We start from the raw sequence: 20,176 nt of genomic DNA on the forward strand, positions 1-20,176 counted from the left end.
GGGGTTCGTCTTGGCCGCGCTGTTGCCGACAGCGCCGACAGCGCCGACAGCGCCGACAGCGCCGACAGCGCCGACAGCGCCGGCGGTGTCGGCGCTGCTGTCCGTGCCGGCGGGCGGGTCGGCGTGGCTGTCCCGCGGGGTGCGGACGGCCGGGTCGTCGTGCCCCTCGTTCGCTGTCGGGGTGAGTCCCGGCCATCCGCACGCTTCAGCAGGTGGTGAGGCCTGCCGTTCCGGCCGTCCGCGCGCTTCAGCCGGCCATGGGCCCCGCCGTCCCGGACAGGGCGTCCAGATCGCTCTTGCGGACGCGGATGACGAACCATGCCGTGAGCAGGGCCAGTGCGGCCATGGCGGCGGCCGGGACGAAGGCCGTGGAGATGCCCTGGGCCAGGACGTCGTGGCCCCACGGGGCGGGCAGCTGGTGCGTCTTGGCGAACTCGGCCTTCTGCTCGGCCGATCCGTCGGCCAGGAACTTCGGCAGTTGCTTCTCCGCCTCGTTCTTGCTGGCCGAGCCGAAGACCGTGGTCAGGATGGCCAGCCCGAGCGAACCTCCCACCTGCTGTGTGACGTTGAGCAGACCCGATGCGGCGCCCGCCTCGTGCGGGGCGACACCGGAGACCGCGGTGACGGTCGCCGTCACGAAGTTCAGGCCCATGCCGAAGCCGAACACCAGCATCGGGCCGAGCACGCCGCCGGCGTAGGAACTGTCCGGACTGATGAACGTCTGCCAGGTGAGGCCGGTCACCACGAGGGCGGACCCCGCGAGCATGAACGGCTTCGGCCCCAGGACGGGCAGGAAGCGCTGCGACAGGCCCGCGCCGACCGCGATGGCGGCCGTGACGGGCAGGAAGGCGAGCCCGGCCTTGATCGGGCTGTAGCCCAGCACGTTCTGGACGAAGAGGACGATGTAGAAGAACATTCCGAACATCGCCGCGGCCAGGCTGAGCATGATCACGTATGTGCCGGAGCGGTTGCGGTCGGCGAACATCCGCAGCGGAGTGATCGGCTCCTTGGCCCGCATCTCCGTGAACGCGAAGGCGACGAGCAGGATCAGGGCGGCGGCGAACGCCCCGAGGGTCAGACCGTCCCGCCAGCCTTCCCCGGCAGCCCGGATGAACGCGTAGACCAGGGAGGCCATGCCCGCCGTCGAGGTCACGGCGCCCGCGATGTCGAAGCGCCCCGGGTGCCGCTCGGACTCGTTGATGTAGAGCGGCGTGAGAGAGGCGATGAGCACACCGATGGGCACGTTGACGAACAGCACCCACCGCCAGTCGAGCCATTCGGTGAGCATGCCGCCGGCGAGCAGGCCGATGGCGCCGCCGCCGGCCGAGACGGCGGCGAAGACACCGAAGGCCCGGTTGCGTTCCGGGCCTTCGGGAAACGTGGTGGTGATGAGCGCCAGCGAGGTGGGCGACGCTATCGCGCCCCCCATGCCCTGCAGTGCCCGGGCCGCCAGCAACTGCCAGGGCTCCTGGGCCAGTCCACCCAGCAGCGAGGCGAAGGTGAAGAGCAGAATTCCGGTCATGAACACCCGGCGCCGGCCGAGGATGTCACCGGCCCGGGCGCCGAGCAGCAGCAGCCCGCCGAACGTGAGTGTGTAGGCGCTGACCACCCAGGTGAGGTCGGTGGTGCTGAACTTCAGCGCGTCTTGAATGTGCGGGAGCGCGATGTTCACAATCGTCGCGTCGAGTACCACCATGAGTTGGCAGGCCGCGATGACGGTGAGCGCGATGCCGGGTCGTCCCTCCCGGCGGGCCGCACCCCGTTTCTGGTTCTGAATCAACTGAGAGGTTGTCACTATGGGTCCCCCACAACTGCGTTAGTGAACGCTGGCGTTCACTCTCGCGTCAACGGTAGTGAGTCCCCAGTAGTGAACGCAAGCGTTCACTTTCCGGGTCGCCCCTCGGTACGTCCCCCGCTGGTGCCGCGGCGGCCCCGCTCCGCTTCGAACTCCCCGCCCCCTCTGCTCGTTGGAGACACTCAGATGGTTACTTCGCGCTGGACGGCCGCCCCCGCCCGGACGGCCTCCCCTCGCCGGCGCGGCGCCGTGCTCGAACGCGCGATCCTCGACGCCGCGCTGGAACAGTTGGGCACCGTCGGCTGGAACGGCCTCACGATGGAGGGTGTCGCCGCCGGAGCCCAGACGGGGAAGGCGGCGGTCTATCGCCGCTGGCCGTCCAAGGAGGATCTCGTCGCGGACGCCTTGAGTGCCGGGCTGCCCCGGATGGATGCCGCGCCCGACCTCGGGAGCGTGCGCGAGGACCTGGTGGCGCTGTGCCGCATGGCCCGTGACGCGATGTTCTCGCGCCCGGGCTTCGCATTGCGGTCGATCATTCACGAATGCGATCCGTCTCAGTCGGAACGCTTCCAAGAGCTGATCGTGCAAGGAGTCGTGGAGCCGGCCGTCAGGATGCTGCACGAGGTCATCAGTCGCGGGATTGAGCGGGGCGAGGTGCGACCGGGGGCGGCGAACGGTTATGTCTTCGATGCCATTCCGGCCATGATGATGTACCGGACGAAGGTGTGCGCCAGCGAATGGAGTGATCGGGATCTCGAGGAGATGATCGACCAGTTCATGCTTCCGCTGCTGCGTCCGGATGCCTGCTGACGGCGGCCCCGGACGGGTGGCCGGCCGTGGCTGGGGGGCCGTGGCCGACCGGGGTGTCGCACCGGGATCGAGGCGGCGTACGCTAAGGGCGCCATGCCGTACGAAGCACCCACCCACACCGTCGAGCGCTCACTCCGCGCCACGACCGGGGCCAAGATCATTGCCGGTGTCGACGAGGTTGGCCGCGGTGCGTGGGCCGGTCCCGTCACCGTCTGCGCGGCGGTCACCGGACTGCGCCGCCCGCCCCTGGGACTCACCGACTCGAAACTGCTCACCCTCAAGCGGCGCACCGAACTGGCCGAGGTCCTGCAGACATGGGTGACGTCGTACGCCCTGGGTCATGCCTCCCCGGAGGAGATCGACGACCTGGGGATGACCGCCGCGCTGCGGCTCGCCGCGGGGCGGGCGCTGGGCGCACTGCCGGTCCGTCCCGATGCGGTGATCCTGGACGGGAAGCACGACTATCTCGGTGCCCCGTGGCGGGTTCGGACGGTGATCAAGGGTGACCGGTCGTGCGTGGCGGTCGCGGCGGCCTCGGTGATCGCCAAGGTTCAGCGCGACAAAATGATGGCCGAACTGGGTGTCGACCATGCAGACTTCGGTTTTGCGGACAATGCCGGGTATCCGTCGCCCGTGCACAAGGCCGCACTGGCGGAGCGGGGCCCCACCCCGTACCACCGGTTGTCGTGGGCGTATCTTGATGCGCTGCCCCAGTGGCGGCACCTCAAGAAGGCCCGCAGCTGGGCGGACGGAAGCGTTCCGGAGATCGAGGGTCAGCTCGGCTTCGACTTCTGACGATTCCGCTCGCACTGATGTGCCACCCGCTGGCGCGAGCCGCACCAACGTTTGATAAATAACAGCCCATGCCTCTCCTTCCCGAGGAGCCTCAGATTCACGAGAGTGCCCAGGGTCCCCGCGCCACTCCGGCCAGCGGCCGCACAGCGCCGACCCCTCGACCCGTACCCGGCCCCCGTCCCGCGGCTCCGTCGCGTCCCGGTCGTCCCGGACCCCTCCGGCCGACGCCTCCGGGGCAGCGCACCCCGCGTGACGTCGCCGTCAAGCCCGGGCCCTCGGCCCCGGCCGCTGCCGCGCCCGCTTCGGCGGCTCCCCAGGTCCAGCTGATCCCGGCCTCGGCCGAGGGTGCGCTGGACGCCGCCGAGGAGGCCGTGGACCTGCTCCTGGACTCCGGGCGCACCCCGGGTGACGTGCTGGTGATCACCACCGGCGAGCAGCACCCCTGGGCCGCCCATGAGCTGTCCTTCGGCGAAGCGTCGTACTGGGCGCAGCACGACGCCGGGGACGACGTCTTCTACGCCGACGCGGCCTCCGCGGGCCGGGCGGCGGTGCGCCCCGTCGTCGTGGTCGCCGTCAACGGTGGTCCCGACACGGCCGCCACCGCTCTGCCGCTGGCTCTTGCGCGGGCCGGCGCCCTGCTGATCGTCTGCGGAGACCCGCAGCAGATCAACACGGTGCTGGGCGCTGGCGTCTGAGCCGACCCCGGCGGGGCGGACGCGCCGGGCCGCGGAGGCGTCGCCGCCGCGGCACCTCGACGGTGTGCTTACACGTGGGCGGACGACGGACGTCTCGGCACGCGCACCTCGGCGTGCCCGGAGCCAGGCCCCTCGGAGCCGGTCAGCCGCCCGCCCACAGGGCTCGGTGGACGGGCGGCCCCTCGTGCGGAGCCGGTGAAGCCGAGGCCCGGCTGGTCCCGTGAAAGCGGCGGCGCGAGGTGCCGTGGTCGGCCAAGAGCGCAGCCACCCGGTGGCCCACCCCGCAGAACACCGCCGTACGCCGTCATGTCCGCATCGCCGCGGGCGGTTCCGCACGCCACGCGACGATGCGCGTGAGCCCGAAGGGTTTCCCGCGTCCCGCTGTTCAGCGGTCCTGCTGTTCAGCGTCTGAGGTACGGCTGCTCATGCCCCGCCCTGCAGCACTCCTGGCCGCCGAACGGGTCTGCGGCCGTCGGGCTCGTCGTACCCGCTGATGTGCTTCAGCGGGCCGCCGCGCGACGCAGAACCTCCGAGACGGCGCCGCCGGTCCGCGGCAGCGGGGGCGGTGCCTCGGACAGTCCGAAGGGCTCCGGGGCGGAGTCCGTGTTGGGGCGGCGGCCTCCGCGCCCCTCGCCGAGCACCTGCCATCCGTCCCGGGTCAGCGTGATGTACGCCCCGCAGCGCAGTCCGTGCAGAGTGCAGGCGTCACGCAGACCCCACATCCACGCCCCGTCCTCCTCCGTCCACCGCGCGTCGCCGTCACGGCAGTACAGCAGCACGGCGGTCCGCACCGGCGTCCGGCGCCGCAGGTCGTGCGGGATGACCCGGCGCAGCTGGGCGAGCAGCGCGTTGCGGAACATCCAGCCGTCGGCCGACGCCTGTCGCCGGGTGAACGACGCGCTGGCCCGCACCCGTTCGTCCGGGTCGAGCACGGCCACGATCGCGGTGGCCGGCTCGGGCCGGTGCCGTGAGTGCAGCCCGCTGACCACTTCACGCGGGTTGCGCAGCAGAGGGATGCCGGCCGCGGACCACTCCGCGGGTTCGAGCAAGCGATTGGCGGAAGCGGCGGACGTGGACAACGATGCTGCCGAAGACGGAGCGAATCCGAGGGTCACGATCCTCCCTTCGGCTACGGCCCACACAGCGGGCGGGTCGGATTCGGGGGAGCGCACGCCGCAGCAAAGCCCAACCGGACTACGGACGAGCCGTGCGGGGAGCGGACTTCAATTCTTCCTGTCGAACTTGGATGCGGCAACGAGCAATTGGGGCCACCGACCGTTATACGGCGGTGTGTGTCATATATCCCTACCCAGTGATGCGCGGGCGGACGCGTGGGGCAGCGGTCCACGCCCCCTTCGCACTCTGTGCGTGATCAACCTTGTACAGCCAGCACCAACGGCAACACCCCCTCGGCACCCGAGCGTCGAAGCATCCTCGCCGCGACCGCGAGCGTCCATCCGGTTTCGGTGTAGTCGTCCACCAGCAGGACAGGCCCCCGGGCCTCGGCCAGCGCGGAGACGAGCGAGGGCGGCACCTCCAGCAGGCCGTCGAGGGCCTTGAGCCGCTGGGCGCTGTTGCTCCGCGAGACCGGTGACACATCGTCGGCGTACTCCACCGCACCCAGCAGCGGCAGCCGGCCGACGTCGGCGATGCGTGCGCCCAGCGAGTGGATCAGCCTCGGCCGCGTCCTGGAGGCGACGGTGACCACGCCGACCGGGCGCGGGCGGGCGTCGGCCGCTCCGGAAGCCCAACCGCCAGGCCCCTTCGCCCAGTCGGCCAGTACCCCCACGACCGCCCTGGCGACGTCGTCCGGTACGGGACCGTCCGGCGCCTGGGCGGTGAGCATCGGGCGGAGCCGATTGCCCCAGCCGATGTCCGAGAGTCGCCCCAAGGCCCTTCCGGTGTCCGCCTGTTCTCCCGCCGGAATGCGTCCCTTGAGCGGTACGCCGATCGAGGGAAGGCCGGTCGGCCACATCCGGCGCGGCTCGACCTCGACGCCCGCGCGGCCCAGATCCACCCGCGCTGCGTCCAGCGCCGCCGTGGACGTCTCCGCGGTGTAGCGGGCCCCCGCACAGTTGTCGCACCGCCCGCACGGCTTGGCGCCGTCGTCGTCGAGCTGCCGCTGCAGGAACTCCATCCGGCAGCCGGTCGTCGACGCGTACTGGCGCATCGCCTCCTGCTCGGCCTTGCGTTGCCGGGCGACCCAGTCGTAGCGCTCGGTCTCGTACGTCCACGGCCGGCCGGTCGCGGTCCAGCCGCCCTTGACCCGCTTCACCGCGCCGTCCACGTCCAGGACTTTCAGCATGGTCTCCAGGCGGGAGCGGCGCAGTTCGACCAGTGGCTCCAGCGCGGGCAGCGACAGAGGCCGCTCCGCGCCCGCGAGGACGTCCAGAGTGCGGCGCACCAGGTCCTCGGAAGGGAACGCCAGCGACGCGAAGTACTCCCAGATCGCCTCGTCCTCCTTGCCCGGCAGCAGGAGCACCTCCGCGTGCTCGACACCGCGGCCTGCACGGCCCACCTGCTGGTAGTACGCGATGGGGGAGGAGGGCGAGCCGAGGTGCACGACGAAGCCCAGGTCGGGCTTGTCGAAGCCCATCCCGAGCGCGGAGGTGGCGACCAGGGCCTTGACCTTGTTGGCCAGCAGGTCTTCCTCGGCCTGCTGACGATCGGCGTTCTCCGTGCGGCCCGTGTACGAGGCGACGACGTGTCCGCGCTGCCGCAGGAAGGCGGTGACCTCCTCGGCGGCGGCCACGGTGAGCGTGTACACGATTCCCGAGCCGGGCAGTTCGTCGAGGTGGTCGGCGAGCCAGGCCATCCGGTGCGCGGCGTCGGGCAGCCGCAGCACGTTCAGACTGAGGCTCTCCCGGTCCAGCGGGCCGCGCAGCACCAGGGCGTCCGACGTGCCGCCCGTACCCAGCTGTTCGGCGACGTCGGCGGTCACGCGCGCGTTGGCCGTCGCCGTTGTCGCGAGCACCGGAACCCCCGGCGGAAGGTCCGTGAGCATCGTCCGCAGCCGGCGGTAGTCCGGCCTGAAGTCGTGGCCCCAGTCGGAGATGCAGTGCGCCTCGTCGACCACGAGCAGTCCGGTCGCGGCGGCCAGTGCGGGCAGCACCTGGTCGCGGAAGTCAGGGTTGTTGAGCCGCTCCGGACTGACCAGCAGGACGTCCACCTCGCCCGCGGCGATCTCCGCCTGGACGGTCTCCCACTCCTCCGTGTTCGAGGAGTTGATGGTCCGTGCGTGGATACCGGCCCGGGCCGCGGCCTCGACCTGGTTGCGCATCAGGGCGAGCAGCGGGGAGACGATCACGGTGGGACCCGAGCCGCGGGCCCGGAGCAGCGAGGTCGCCACGAAGTACACCGCGGACTTGCCCCACCCCGTCCGCTGCACGACCAGGGCCCGGCGCCGCTCGGCGACCAGCGCCTCGATGGCCCGCCACTGGTCCTCGCGCAGCCGGGCCGCGCCCGTGGGGTCGCCGACGAGGCGGGCGAGGACGGCATCGGCGTCCGACCGGAGATCCGTGTTGCTCGTGTGCTCCATGCCTCCCATACAACAGGACGGCGCTGACAAACCGGGTCCGGGCGGTGTCCGAATCCGACTGGTTGACGTGTCCCTGGTCGGACTTATCCACAGGGCAAAGCGGAATATCCGGATCCGCGAGATCGTCGGCGCATGACGAATCACAGCGAAACGACCGGCCCCTCCGAAAACGGCGACATCACCGGACGTGATGGGCGAGATGGATGTGACGGACGTGACGGGTTCGGTGGGCCCGCGTCCTGCGACGGCCGGACCGCCCACGGCGACGCGACGGACCCTGGCGAAGTCAGCGCGCACGGGGGTGCGACGGCGCGAGCCGACTCGACCGCCTACAGCGACGCGTCCACGCACGGCGATGCGTCCATCTTCAGCGGCGCGTCCATCTGCGGCGACGAGTACCCGTACGACGGGCCCACCGCGTACATCAGCCACTCGCCCTACGACGCCGACCCGCCCCACGACGCAGACGCCGCCGTCCACCACGTCACCCTGCGCACACCGGGAGAACTCGCCGACGCCCTGCCCTACCTTCTCGGATACCGGCCGGAGGACAGCATCGTGCTGGTCGCCCTGAGCGACCGGGGCCGGCAAGGCCGGTTCGGGGGCCGGGCCAGGCTCGGCATTCCCGCGCATCCCGGCGACTGGGCCGCCGTCGCCCAGCAACTCGCGGACGGGCTGGTGAAGGGAGGCGAACGCCGGGGCACCCGTCCCGCGCAGATGGTCGCCTACCTCTGTCAGGATCCGGCGCAGGGCGAGACGGGCCGCGAGGTCATGGAGCGGCTGCAACCCTTGGCCCAGGCCCTGCGGCTGGCGTGCGGGCATCTCGACGCCCCGGTCATCGAGGCGCTGTGCATCTCCGACGGCCGCTTCTGGTCGTACTGCTGCCCCCGCAAGGGTTGCTGCCCGGCCGAAGGGACGCCGATGGGTCTGCCCGGCACCTCGGTGCTGGCTGCGGCCGCGACCTACGCCGGAATCCAGGTCCGGGGCACCCTGCGCGAACTGCGGGCCCGGCTGCTGCCCCTGGAGACGGGGATCGTGCTGGAGCAGGAAGTCGCCCTGGACACGGCGAACATGGCAATGGTCCCGCGCATCCTCGACGAGGTGAGCCGCGCGGCGGTCGCCGAGGAGACGGTCGAACTGGCCGGACGGGTCATGCGGCGCCTCGCCGCGGCCCCTTTCGTGTCCGGCAGCGCCAGGGCGGACGGCCGGGACGACGAACTGCTCGGATGCGACGAAGCCGCCGCTCTGATCCTCGGTCTTCAGGACCGGGGGACGCGCGACCGGGCGGCCGAGTGGATGGAAGGCGACGAGGCGGCGCCCGCCCTGCGTCTGTGGCGGGCGCTGGCACGCCGCTGCGTCGGCCCCTACCGCGAACACGCGGCGGCCCCGCTCACCCTCGCCGGCTGGGTCGCCTGGTCCAGCGGTGACGAACTCGAGGCCAGGGAAGCCCTCGCCATGGCCCTGGGCGCGGACCCCGGCTACCTCTTCGCACGCCTGCTGCATCAAGCCTGCAACGAAGGGCTCGACCCGGAATCGGTACGCCGCTGTCTGCGCACCGAGCGCGAGGCGCGTGAGGCACGCGAGCCGCACCGGCGAGTGGGGGATCCCCCCGCGGGCTCCGACGCCGTGGACGGCGCCTCCGTGACCGTGCCGACGCCCGCTCCCGCGTCCGGCGGCGGACCGGACCGCTCAGGCGCAGAGGCGATCACCGACCGCCCCTCGCGTGCCCAGGCGGCGGAAGGAGGCGAGCCGACGGAGCTCGCGCCGGGCGCGCACCCCTGCCGCGCCCGTACGCCCACGACACGTCCTGCCGCCGCGAGCAGGGGCCGGTCACGCCCGCGCACCGCCGGGAAGCTCTCCGCGCGGCGCCGGGGCAACCGCCCGCAGGGCGTCCGCGCCGAAGGTGACGACGCCAGGGGGAAGGGATGAGCCTCCTCGGCGCGTCGATCGGCTGTGCCTCCGTGCGGCTGGCCGTCGACGGCTGGCGGTCGGGGAGGGGCGTCGTGCCGGGTGATCCTGCGCGGGCGGTCGCGCGGGACACCCCGATGCCGGACCGCCATTCGGTGGGGACCGTCCGCCTGGGGCGTGACCCGGGGGAGCCCGGCCCCGTTCACCTGAGTGGCGGATGTCCGCACGGGGCGTACCGCCGCAGCGCCCCCGCTTCGCGGGACCCCGTCACCGGCCCTCGACCCCGCCCGAGGCGCACAGCGAGCAGAAGAAGTCACCGCATGCATCAGCCGACTCCGCCCTCAGCCTCCGACCACCCCAGCCTCGGCACCCCGGCGCCGCTCCCTGGAGCGGCGCCGGGCGGACCGCACCCGGACGCGCTGCCTCCGGGAACGGAGCTCCTGGTGGACGTCCGGAGCGCCTCGCCTCCTGCCGGTTCGCAGGGCGTCGCGGGCACGTCCGCCCACCAGGGCACGCGCGCCGGGCCCTCCTTCCCGCCCCTCGGCGTACCGCGCCGCCCGTCTCCGCGCCCGTCCCGCGGTACGGCACCTGCCATGCCATCGCCACCCCGGCCCGCCGGCGATTTGCCGCCTGCCCACCTCGCGATGATCTGCGTCGCCCTGCCGTGCCTCGCGATCTCCACCGAACAGGGACAGCTGACCGGACGCGGGCTGGAGGGCTTCTACCGGGCGGGCCGCCGCATCCTCTCGCGCTGCCAGGTGCGGGTGGCCGGACGGGAACCGCTCGCGGTGCAGGCGCGCATGACCGCGTCCGACCAGGCTCGCTTCACCGCCGCCCTGCGCGTCACGCCGCACGGCGGTCCGGACCCGGACGTCGTCGTCGAGCGGATCCGCCGCGCGGACGGCACGGAGCGGATCGTGCTGCGCAGCTCAGCCTTGCGGCCCCTGCGCCTCCCGGTCGAGGTGTCCCTCGGCGCGGACCTGTCCGACATCGCGGCGATCGCGTCCGGCGCCGTGGGTCCCGAACTGCCCGCCAGCGTCCGCGATTCCGGGCTGCGCTGGTCCTGTGCCACAGGAACCTCATCTGTCACCGCCGACCCGCCGCCCGCGGACGCCATCGCCTCCGCCGGACTGCTGCGCTGGGACTTCGACCTTCCTCCCGGCGGCAGCGTCTGTGTGGAACTGAAGGTCCGTCTGGAAGGCGCCGGGCCGGCCCGGCCCGTCGGCCGCGCGGCCACAAGCCCGTTGGCGGCCGCCCGCGCGACGGGTGACGACCCACGGGTGGCCGCGCTCATGGCCACGAGTACCGGGGATCTCCAGGCCCTGCTGGTGCGCGACCCCTCCCACCCCACGGACACCTATCTGGCGGCCGGGGCGCCATGGCGCTGCGGCCTGGCCCCGGCCGAGGCGCTCGCCGCCGCCCGTATGACCCTGCCCCTCGGGACCCGGCTCGCCGCGGGCACGCTGCGCACGCTCGCCCGCACCCAGATCTCGCACGAGGGCCCGCGACACGGCATGATCCCCGGTCCCCGGCGGGACGCGGGCGCCCACCTGCCGCCCGGCTGCACCGGCACGGAGGCCACCCTGCTCTTCCCTGTGCTCCTTGCGGAGGCCCGCCGCTGGGGGCTGCCCGAGCAGGACACGGAGGAACTGCTGCCGACCGCCGAACGCTGCCTGAGCTGGCTGCGGGCCGCCGTGGGGGAGGGGACGTATCTGCGCGACCCCCAGCCCGGCGGGCCCGTCCGCTGCGAGACCCAGGCCCACGCCCATCGGGCGGCACTGCTCGGTGCCGACCTGCTCGACGCCTGCGGCAGAGCGAGCCCCGACGCCGCCTGGCTGCGGGAGTGGGCGCGGCGACTTCGGGCCGTCTTCCGGCGGGACTTCTGGCTCGACGACCGAGGCGGCGGCCGGCCGCCGGCCGCCCTCACGCCGGAAGGCCGGCCGGTGCCCCACCTCGGCGCGTCAGCCGTCCACCTCCTGGACACAGGCCTGCTCGGAGGCGGTGCGTCGGCACCCGGGCTGCTCGACAAGGTGCAGACCGAAAGCCTGGCCCGGCTGCTCGGCAGTCCCGCCATGGACTCCGGCTGGGGACTGCGGGCCTTGAGCGCGAAGGAGCCGGGCTACAACCCGTTCGGCCATCGCAGCGGCGCCGTACGGGTCCACGAGACGGCGATCGCCGTGGCGGGCCTGGCCACCGCGGGCTACGAGAAGGAGGCCGGGGCGTTGCTGAGCGGGGCACTCGCGGCGGCCGAGGCCTTCGGCCACCGCCTTCCCGAGATGTACGCAGGCGGGCAGCGCACCGAGGGGGGCGCCCCTCTGCCCCACCCGGCCGCCTGCCGCCCGGCCGCCACGTCGGCAGCCGCCGGAGTCCTGCTGCTGACCACTCCGGCCGGCATCCGGCCCGACGCACCGGCCGGGACGATCACCCTGCGCCCCCTGCGCGGCGCACCCCTGGGCGAGATCGGCCTGACCGGGCTGAGGGTCGCCGGCGGCCCCTTCTCGGTACGGGTCAGCCGGCTCGGCCTCGCCATGGTCGAGGAAGCGGCCGACGGACTGCAATTGGGAGTGTGACCTGGTATGACGTGGAACCGGCAAAGAGCCGGCGCCGGCCGGTGACCGTCGTGGCCGACCGAAGTGGATCAGTTCTCGATGCGTCCGGCGAAGGGTGTGTTTATCGTCAGGAAGACGACTATGATCGCCGCATGCCCTACGACCCGTCAGCCTTTCCGCCCTTCGCCGTGACAGTGGACCTGGTCGTGCTGACCGTGCGCCGCCATGCCCTGTGCGCGTTGGCGGTACGTCGGGGCGAGTCGCCGTTCCAGGGGCGGTGGGCGCTCCCGGGCGGCTTCGTGCGGGCCGACGAGGACCTCAACCAGGCGGCGGCGCGGGAGCTGGCCGAGGAGACCGGACTGCGCGCCCACGACCCCTCCGCCCCGGCTCAGGGCAACGGCGCCCACCTGGAACAGCTCGCGACGTACGGCGACCCCGACCGGGACCCGAGAATGCGCGTCGTCAGTGTCGCCCACCTCGCGCTCGCCCCGGACCTGCCCGCCCCGCGCGCCGGTGGCGACGCCAGCAACGCGCGCTGGGCGCCGGTCGAGGAACTGCTGCAGCAGGGTGGCTACGGCCGGGACGGCGAACCCCTCGCCCCTCTCGCTTTCGACCACGCCCGGATCCTCGCGGACGGGGTGGAACGCGCCCGGTCCAAGATCGAGTACTCGTCTCTGGCGACAGCGTTCTGCTCCACCGAGTTCACGGTCGGCGAGTTGCGCCGGGTCTACGAGGCGGTGTGGGGCGTGGCCCTCGACCCGCGTAACTTCCATCGCAAAGTGACGGGCACCCCGGGCTTCCTCGTCCCCACCGGCGGCACCACCACACGTCAGGGCGGCCGCCCGGCCCAGCTCTTCCGGGCAGGCGGCGCGACGCTGCTCAACCCGCCGATGCTGCGCCCCGAAGTGTGAGGCGATACCGCGACAACGGCCCACTCCGCGCCGGAAGTTGATGTCGAGGAGAGATGACGGCGAGCCGGATGCGGCGATCGGGCATGCCTCTTCGGCCGCGCTGCACCCGAAAAACCGGACATAGCGCGCTATCTTGCTACGGGTGATCCAGGCCTTCGGACTGACCAGCGACTCCCGCAAGGAACTTCCGCCCGCCGTCGACGACGTGTCCTTCGAGGCGTGCGCGGGCCGTGTCACCGCGCTGCTCGGAGCGCCGGGCGCGGGCAAGAGCACGGCGCTGAGACTCATGCTCGAACTCCAACAGGGCCGTGGTCTCACCTACTTCAGAGGCCGCCCACTGCACCGCATCGCCCATCCCTCCCGGGAGGTCGGCGTCCTCCTCGGCGATGTGCCGGGACACCCGGCCCGCACCGTCCGCGGCCATCTGCGGATGCTGTGCGCGGCCGCCGGTGTACCGGTCCGGCGTGCCGACGAAGTCCTGGAGGTGGTCGGCCTGATCAGCCTGCGGGACGAACGCCTCGGCACCCTCTCCCGCGGCATGGACCGGCGGCTCGGACTGGCCTGTGCCCTCCTCGGCGACCCGCACACCCTCGTGCTCGACGAACCGGCCGCGGGCCTCTCCGGCCGTGAAAACCGTTGGCTGCACGGCATGCTGCGCGCACACGCGGCCCACGGCGGAACCGTTCTGATGACCACGGCCGACCCCAAGGAGGCCGCCCGCACGGCCGACCGGGTCGTCACCCTGGAAAAGGGCAGAGTCGTCGCCGACCAGGACGTCAGCGACTTCGCCCGCACCCGGCTGCGCCCCCGCGTGGCCGTCCGCACCCCGCACGCCGCCCGCCTGGCCGCCCTGCTCACCAGGGAGGCGCGTACCGGTCGACGCTCCGTCGAGGTCGTCCAGGAGGACGGCAACCGGCTCTGCGTGTACGGCAGTACCTGCGCCGAGGTGGGCGAAGCGGCGTTCCGGCACGGCATCCTCGTCCACCAACTCGCGGACGAGACAGGCGACATGGGGCCGGGTGCGGGAACGGGGACTTCGGGGCGGGTGCGGCCCGGGGGAGGGCCGGAGGCGGTCCCCTCGGCGAAGGAGGGGGAGCAGAACCCCGTCGCCGTTCCCACACCGCGTCCCTCGTACCCGGAAGACTCCGACGTCAGCGGCAGCTCGGACGCCGAGGAAGGGCCGACCCCTCACGGAACACCGGCCGCCGAGGACGGTCCGGCCCCCCACGTCACGCCGACCGCCGAGGGAACGCCCGCACCCGACGGAAGGCCGACTCCCGGCACAGTGCCGGCTTCCGACACACCGTCGGCTTCTGAAGAAGCGTCGGCTTCCGATGACAGATCGGTTGCCGGCGACACGGCTTCCGCATGCGCCACCCGGCGGCCCGAGCCCGCCACGGCGACGGCCACGAGCAGCGCCTCGGGTGACGCCCCAGCCGCAGAGCCCCATGTGCAAGCCCCCACGTTTCCCGAGCCCACCGCTCCCGCGCCCACCGTCCTCGAGGTCACGGCAGCTCGCCCCCTGGCTCCTGCGCCCGCCGCCGACAAGCCCGAGCCTCCGTCTGGGCCGCTGCCTCTCGGGGACGCCGGAGACCTCGAGGACCCCCTGCCCCTGACCAAGCCCGTGCGCGTGCCTCTGCCGCTGGTGGTGGCCGAGCAGTTGACGCTCCCCGACCCGGTCGCCGAACCCGGCGGTCCCGCCGCGAACGGAGCCCGATCGCTCAGGGGGTCCGGCCGCCGCTTCCCGGGGGCAGGCGGAGCCGTCCGCAACCTCGACTCGGCCCTGCCGCCCCCCATCTCCGTCCGCTCCGCCCCCAGTCCGCTCCGCCCCCTCCGCTACGAAATCCGCCGCGCCGCCGGTATCAGCACCAGCTTCGTCACCGGCGCCGCGGTGCTCCTCTCCTCCGCCCTCATCGCCGTACTCCTGGCGCGCATGGGTCACACCTCGCAGGCGCGGCTGCTGGCCGCGTGGCCCGTGGAGCTGCCGCTGCCGCCGGCGGCGCTCGGGGCGGGACTGCTGGGTGCGCTGGCCTTCGGTGACGAGTTCCGCCACCCCGCCCTGGCCGCGGACCGTGGCACGGTGCCCCGCAGGCTCGGGCTGCTCACCGCCAAGCTGCTCGTCGCCGGGCTCACGGCGCTGATGCTGGCCTTCCTCGCCGTGGGCTGCGACGCCGAAGTGCTCTATCTCCTCTACGGACGGGAGCTCGCGCAGGTTCCCGCGGAGTGGGCTTCACTGAGCGCCGGTTGGCTCGCGCTCGTGGTCGGCTGCGCCTGGGCCGGCGTCCTGGCCGCCGGTGTCTTCCGGTCGACCACGGCCGGACTCGCGGCCGTGCTCGCCGTACCCGTCGTCGTCGTGCCGCTCGCACAAAAGGCCGCCGAGAACGCGTCCGTGCGGACCGCGGCCGGGTTCTCGCTGCGGTTGCGCGAGGTGCTGCTCGTCCAGTGGCCCTTCGGGGGAGAGCGATACGTGGTGGCCGTGATGCGGGTGATCGCCCAACCCGTCGGCGGCGCGCTGGCGTTGTCGGTGACCGCCCTGCTGTGCGCGTATCTGCTGATGACCGTGCGGAGCAGGGTTCGATGACGACTGTTCCGCACCGTTCCTGTCCTGGCGTGTGCACAACTCCCCGGATAAAGCCCATTTCTTTCCGATAAGGCGTCAATTGCGACGGGGTGAGCGATCACCCTTTCGTGTGCTTTTCACCAAAGACCTCAAGGGAGTTGGAGACGGCGCCGACAAAGGATCCGTGAGTACCCTTGCGCACACCATGATGACCGCCGCCCGCTCCACCGACTCCGGTCTGGCCGGCCCGGGCGAACTCGACCGCTACCCCTACGCCGAGGCCTCCGCCGCCGACCGCGTGGGAGCCCACGTCTGGGAGGGCGCGGAACCCGAGCTGGGCCGCGTGGGCCGACGTGCCGCGGGCAGCCGCGGCCGCGGGCTGCACGGCCAACTCGTCCAGCAGCTGGGCCAGATGATCGTTTCGGGTGACCTGGGAGCCGACCGTCCGCTGGTGCCCGAGGAGATCGGCCAGCGCTTCGAGGTCTCCCGTACCGTCGTCCGTGAGTCGCTTCGCGTCCTGGAGGCCAAGGGCCTGGTCAGTGCCCGGCCGAACGTCGGCACGCGTGTGCGTCCCGTCAGCGACTGGAACCTCCTCGACCCGGACATCATCGAGTGGCGGGCCTTCGGCCCGCAGCGCGACGACCAGCGGCGTGAGCTGAGCGAGCTGCGCTGGACGATCGAGCCGCTCGCCGCCCGGCTGGCCGCGGGGCACGGGCGGGACGACATCCAGCAGCGGCTGGGCGACATGGTCGAGATCATGGGACATGCCATGGGGCAGGGTGACGCGCTCACCTACTCCCGGGCCGACACGGAGTTCCACACACTGCTCATCCAGATCGCCGGCAACCGCATGCTGGAGCACCTCTCCGGGATCGTCTCGGCCGCCCTCCATGTCTCCGGCGGTCCGGTCACGGGCTGTGACCGGCCGAACGAGGCCTCGCTGGCGCACCACGGCAGGATCGTCGACGCCCTGGCCGCGGGCGACGGCGGTGCGGCCGAGGCGGCCATGCGCCAGTTGCTCACCGTGCACCCCGAGGTGGAGCGCGTCGTGCCGGCGCCGCGCGAGCACTGACCGCACACTGCGGGTGCCCGGCCCGGGGACGTCCTTCCTCCTGCGTCGCCGGCCGGCCGCCCGCCCCTACGTCGGACCCCGCAGAGCCCCGCACAGGGTCTGCGGGGTCCGACGGCGCGACACGGATCGGGGTGGATCGGGGCAACCTGGGTACGTACTACGAGTGACCACCTCTGACCGCGTCTGACCGTTTTTAGGCGCTTACGGGGTGTGACTCGGGCCACGAAGATTGGGCGTAACGCTTGTGGAAACAACGCGATGACCTAAGAGGTGACAGCCGCGGAGGGAATACGGACGCCGTTCTAGGCGCTGTGCATCTTCCCGGCCCCCCGCCCGCGCCGTCGGCCCACCCCAGGCCGGTGGTCGGCTCTCGTCCGCCGTGGACGGGGCCGGAAGCCGTTTTCCAACGTTCCGAGAGGTTGTTCGTGTCGGCCAGCACATCCCGTACGCTCCCGCCGGAGATCGCCGAGTCCGTCTCTGTCATGGCGCTCATTGAGCGGGGAAAGGCTGAGGGGCAGATCGCCGGCGACGATGTGCGTCGGGCCTTCGAAGCTGACCAGATTCCGGCCACTCAGTGGAAGAACGTACTGCGCAGCCTCAACCAGATCCTCGAGGAAGAGGGTGTGACGCTGATGGTCAGTGCCGCGGAGCCCAAGCGCACCCGAAAGAGCGTCGCAGCGAAGAGTCCGGCCAAGCGCACCGCCACCAAGACGGTCGCGGCGAAGACGGTGACCACGAGGAAGGCCACCGCCACCACGCCGGCCGCCCCGGCCGCGCCCGCTGTGGACGACCCCGCAGAGGAAGCCGCCCCCGCCAAGAAGGCGGCTGCCAAGAAGACCACGACCGCCAAGAAGGCGGCCGCGAAGAAGACCGTCGCCACCAAGAAGACCGCGGCGGCGGCGAAGAAGACCACCGCGAAGAAGGACGACGTCGAGCTGCTCGAGGACGAGGTCCTCGAGGACGCCCCCAAGGGCGGCGACGAGCCCGAGGGCACCGAGAGTGCCGGCTTCGTGCTGTCCGACGAGGACGAGGACGACGCGCCCGCCCAGCAGGTCGCGGCCGCCGGTGCCACCGCCGACCCCGTCAAGGACTACCTCAAGCAGATCGGCAAGGTCCCCCTGCTCAACGCCGAGCAGGAGGTCGAGCTCGCCAAGCGCATCGAGGCCGGTCTGTTCGCCGAGGACAAGCTGGCCAACGCCGACAAGCTCGCCCCCAAGCTCAAGCGCGAGCTGGAGATCATCGCCGAGGACGGCCGCCGCGCCAAGAACCACCTCCTGGAGGCCAACCTCCGTCTGGTGGTCTCCCTGGCCAAGCGCTACACCGGCCGCGGCATGCTCTTCCTGGACCTCATCCAGGAGGGCAACCTCGGTCTGATCCGCGCGGTCGAGAAGTTCGACTACACCAAGGGCTACAAGTTCTCCACGTACGCCACCTGGTGGATTCGTCAGGCGATCACCCGCGCCATGGCCGACCAGGCCCGCACCATCCGTATCCCGGTGCACATGGTCGAGGTCATCAACAAGCTGGCGCGCGTGCAGCGCCAGATGCTCCAGGACCTGGGCCGCGAGCCCACCCCGGAGGAGCTGGCCAAGGAACTCGACATGACCCCGGAGAAGGTCATCGAGGTCCAGAAGTACGGCCGCGAGCCCATCTCGCTGCACACCCCGCTGGGCGAGGACGGCGACAGCGAGTTCGGTGACCTCATCGAGGACTCCGAGGCCGTGGTGCCGGCCGACGCGGTCAGCTTCACGCTCCTGCAGGAGCAGCTGCACTCCGTCCTCGACACCCTGTCCGAGCGCGAGGCGGGCGTCGTCTCGATGCGCTTCGGTCTCACCGACGGTCAGCCGAAGACCCTCGACGAGATCGGCAAGGTGTACGGCGTCACGCGCGAGCGCATCCGCCAGATCGAGTCCAAGACCATGTCGAAGCTGCGCCACCCGTCGCGTTCGCAGGTCCTGCGCGACTACCTCGACTAGACCGAGGTCGCACGACCAGGTTCTGGCCGTACCGCGACGCCGAAGGCCCGGTTTCCCGCTCGGGGAGCCGGGCCTTCGGCGTGAGCGCGCGGGTGCGGGGCGTCGCACAGTGAATCACTCTGGGTGTTCATCGGTCACATCGGAGTGAGGAGTGTGTATGCGTCGTCGCTTTGTCCGGGCATTGGCCCGGCCGTTGGCTCTGGCGGCCACAGCGGTGGCCATACCGCTGCTGTCCGCCGCTCCCGCGGCCTCCGACGTCGTTCTGGGCGGCTTCCCCGTCGAAGCCGCCCAGAGCCCGTGGACGGTCGCGCTGTCCAGCCGTGACCGGTTCGGGCGTACGCGGTCGGGACAGTTCTGCGGAGGTGTGGTGGTCGGTCCCACCACCGTGCTCACTGCGGCCCACTGCATGGCCGAGGACGTCCTGGAAGCGCCGGACCAGGTGCGCGATCTGAAGGTCGTCGCGGGACGCACGGACCTCTCCTCGGACCTGGGCCGCGAGATCGCCGTCCGGGAGACCTGGGTCAATCCGGCCTACGACAGCGTCAGCAACGCCGGCGACTACGCCGTGCTCACCCTCGCCGAACCCCTCCCCGCGACGTCGGCCATCGCCCTGGCCGCGGCGGGCGACGCGGCGTACCGGCCCGGGACGGAGGCCGTCATCACCGGCTGGGGCGACACCACGGGATTCGGCGCCTATCCGCATCGGCTGCGGGCCGCTCGGGTCCATGTGCTGACCGACGCGCTCTGTGAGCGGGCGTATCCGGGCTCGGCGGACGGCACCTACCTCTCCGGGAGCATGGTGTGCGCCGGAGAGGCGCGTGGCGGGCGGGACGCCTGTCAGGGGGACAGCGGCGGGCCGCTGGTCGCACAGGGCCGGCTGATCGGACTCGTGTCGTGGGGCAGCGGCTGCGGGCGGGCGGGAAGCCCGGGGGTCTACACACGGGTCTCCGAGATCGTCCGGGCCCTGAGCCAGGGCCAGGCCGCTCCGGGAGCCGCCACGCTTCAGGGGGCCGCTGCGGCTCCTCAGGGGACCGCCACGGCGCCCTGACGGCGTTGTGGACTTGATCTCCGTCGCCGCCTGGCCGCAGGCGCCGCGGAGCAAGGCCGTGAGACCACGAGAACGGGCGGCGGCCCCTGTTTCCAGGGGCCGCCGCCCTCACACCAGCCTGTGCCGGTTCTGGCTCGTCGTGAACGCGCGGGATCAGCGCTCTTCTTCGGAGGCGGTTGCGGGAACGGTCGTCAGCCGCTCCGTCTCGTCCTGTATCTCAGCGGCGATCTTCTTGAGTTCCGGCTCGAACTTGCGGCCGTGGTGGGCGCAGAAGAGCAGTTCTCCGCCGCTGAGCAGGACCACGCGCACGTACGCCTGGGCGCCGCAGCGGTCGCAGCGGTCAGCGGCCGTCAGCGGGCTCGCGGGGGTCAGAACAGTAGTCACGTCGCCTCTTCTCTAGCTCGACGAGCTGTCGTACCAGGGTCAACATCCAACCAGCCCCAAAACGTTCCCGCTCGTGGCTTTTCCTCGAAAAAAATCTTCGAGGTGGCCGTCTGCTGCCGGTTTGGCGGCGAATGT

The 20,176-nt window shown here is 72.1% G+C and carries 14 protein-coding genes; 10 read left to right on the forward strand and 4 right to left on the reverse strand.

Annotated elements, in window-relative coordinates; translation table 11 throughout:
• Positions 1-247 precede the first annotated feature (247 nt).
• Positions 248-1,795: an MFS transporter gene (locus tag ACFY30_RS29330; RefSeq protein ID WP_390848164.1), complete on the reverse strand. Its 1,548-nt coding sequence runs from the start codon at positions 1,793-1,795 to the stop codon at positions 248-250.
• A 186-nt stretch (positions 1,796-1,981) separates the two neighbouring features.
• On the opposite strand from ACFY30_RS29330, the gene ACFY30_RS29335 reads away from it, so the two are divergent.
• From ACFY30_RS29335 to ACFY30_RS29345, 3 genes are all read left to right on the forward strand, one after another.
• Positions 1,982-2,605 carry a TetR/AcrR family transcriptional regulator gene (locus ACFY30_RS29335; RefSeq protein ID WP_390848165.1) on the forward strand — a complete coding sequence of 208 codons (624 nt, stop codon included), beginning with the start codon at positions 1,982-1,984 and terminating at the stop codon, positions 2,603-2,605.
• Between the two features lie 93 nt (positions 2,606-2,698).
• A complete protein-coding gene (locus tag ACFY30_RS29340; RefSeq protein WP_390661902.1) occupies positions 2,699-3,400 on the forward strand; it encodes a ribonuclease HII in 702 nt (233 codons plus the stop codon).
• Between the two features lie 68 nt (positions 3,401-3,468).
• Positions 3,469-4,095 (forward strand): hypothetical protein, encoded by a 627-nt coding sequence (locus tag ACFY30_RS29345; RefSeq protein ID WP_390848166.1) that lies wholly within the window; start codon positions 3,469-3,471, stop codon positions 4,093-4,095.
• Between the two features lie 500 nt (positions 4,096-4,595).
• Here ACFY30_RS29345 and ACFY30_RS29350 read toward each other — a convergent pair whose 3' ends face one another.
• Positions 4,596-5,210, reverse strand: a complete 615-nt coding sequence (locus tag ACFY30_RS29350) for a hypothetical protein (protein ID WP_390848167.1) — start codon at positions 5,208-5,210, stop codon at positions 4,596-4,598.
• A gap of 257 nt (positions 5,211-5,467) precedes the next feature.
• Entirely contained in the window at positions 5,468-7,633 is a 2,166-nt protein-coding gene (locus ACFY30_RS29355) for a RecQ family ATP-dependent DNA helicase (protein ID WP_390848168.1), read from the reverse strand.
• Between the two features lie 132 nt (positions 7,634-7,765).
• Here ACFY30_RS29355 and ACFY30_RS29360 point away from each other — a divergent pair, with 132 nt between their 5' ends.
• From ACFY30_RS29360 to ACFY30_RS29390, 7 genes are all read left to right on the forward strand, one after another.
• Positions 7,766-9,562: a DUF4192 domain-containing protein gene (locus ACFY30_RS29360; RefSeq protein ID WP_390848169.1), complete on the forward strand. Its 1,797-nt coding sequence runs from the start codon at positions 7,766-7,768 to the stop codon at positions 9,560-9,562.
• A gap of 572 nt (positions 9,563-10,134) precedes the next feature.
• A complete protein-coding gene (locus ACFY30_RS29365) occupies positions 10,135-12,111 on the forward strand; it encodes a glycogen debranching N-terminal domain-containing protein (RefSeq protein ID WP_390848170.1) in 1,977 nt (658 codons plus the stop codon).
• A 131-nt stretch (positions 12,112-12,242) separates the two neighbouring features.
• Positions 12,243-13,001, forward strand: a complete 759-nt coding sequence (locus tag ACFY30_RS29370) for an NUDIX domain-containing protein (protein ID WP_390848171.1) — start codon at positions 12,243-12,245, stop codon at positions 12,999-13,001.
• Positions 13,002-13,143: 142 nt separating this feature from the next.
• On the forward strand, positions 13,144-15,582 hold the full coding sequence (locus ACFY30_RS29375) for an ATP-binding cassette domain-containing protein (RefSeq protein WP_390848172.1): 2,439 nt from the start codon (positions 13,144-13,146) through the stop codon (positions 15,580-15,582).
• A gap of 163 nt (positions 15,583-15,745) precedes the next feature.
• Positions 15,746-16,633, forward strand: a complete 888-nt coding sequence (locus ACFY30_RS29380) for a FadR/GntR family transcriptional regulator (protein WP_390848173.1) — start codon at positions 15,746-15,748, stop codon at positions 16,631-16,633.
• 425 nt (positions 16,634-17,058) lie between these two features.
• Positions 17,059-18,609, forward strand: coding sequence for an RNA polymerase sigma factor (locus ACFY30_RS29385; RefSeq protein ID WP_390848174.1), 1,551 nt, complete (start codon positions 17,059-17,061; stop codon positions 18,607-18,609).
• A gap of 157 nt (positions 18,610-18,766) precedes the next feature.
• Positions 18,767-19,657 (forward strand): serine protease, encoded by an 891-nt coding sequence (locus ACFY30_RS29390; protein ID WP_390848175.1) that lies wholly within the window; start codon positions 18,767-18,769, stop codon positions 19,655-19,657.
• 153 nt (positions 19,658-19,810) lie between these two features.
• On the opposite strand, the gene ACFY30_RS29395 is transcribed toward ACFY30_RS29390, so the two are convergent.
• Positions 19,811-20,041, reverse strand: coding sequence for a hypothetical protein (locus ACFY30_RS29395; RefSeq protein WP_242764899.1), 231 nt, complete (start codon positions 20,039-20,041; stop codon positions 19,811-19,813).
• Positions 20,042-20,176 lie beyond the last annotated feature (135 nt).

Origin of the sequence: Streptomyces sp. NPDC000345 (genome assembly GCF_042898825.1) — a bacterium.
GTDB lineage: Bacteria > Actinomycetota > Actinomycetes > Streptomycetales > Streptomycetaceae > Streptomyces.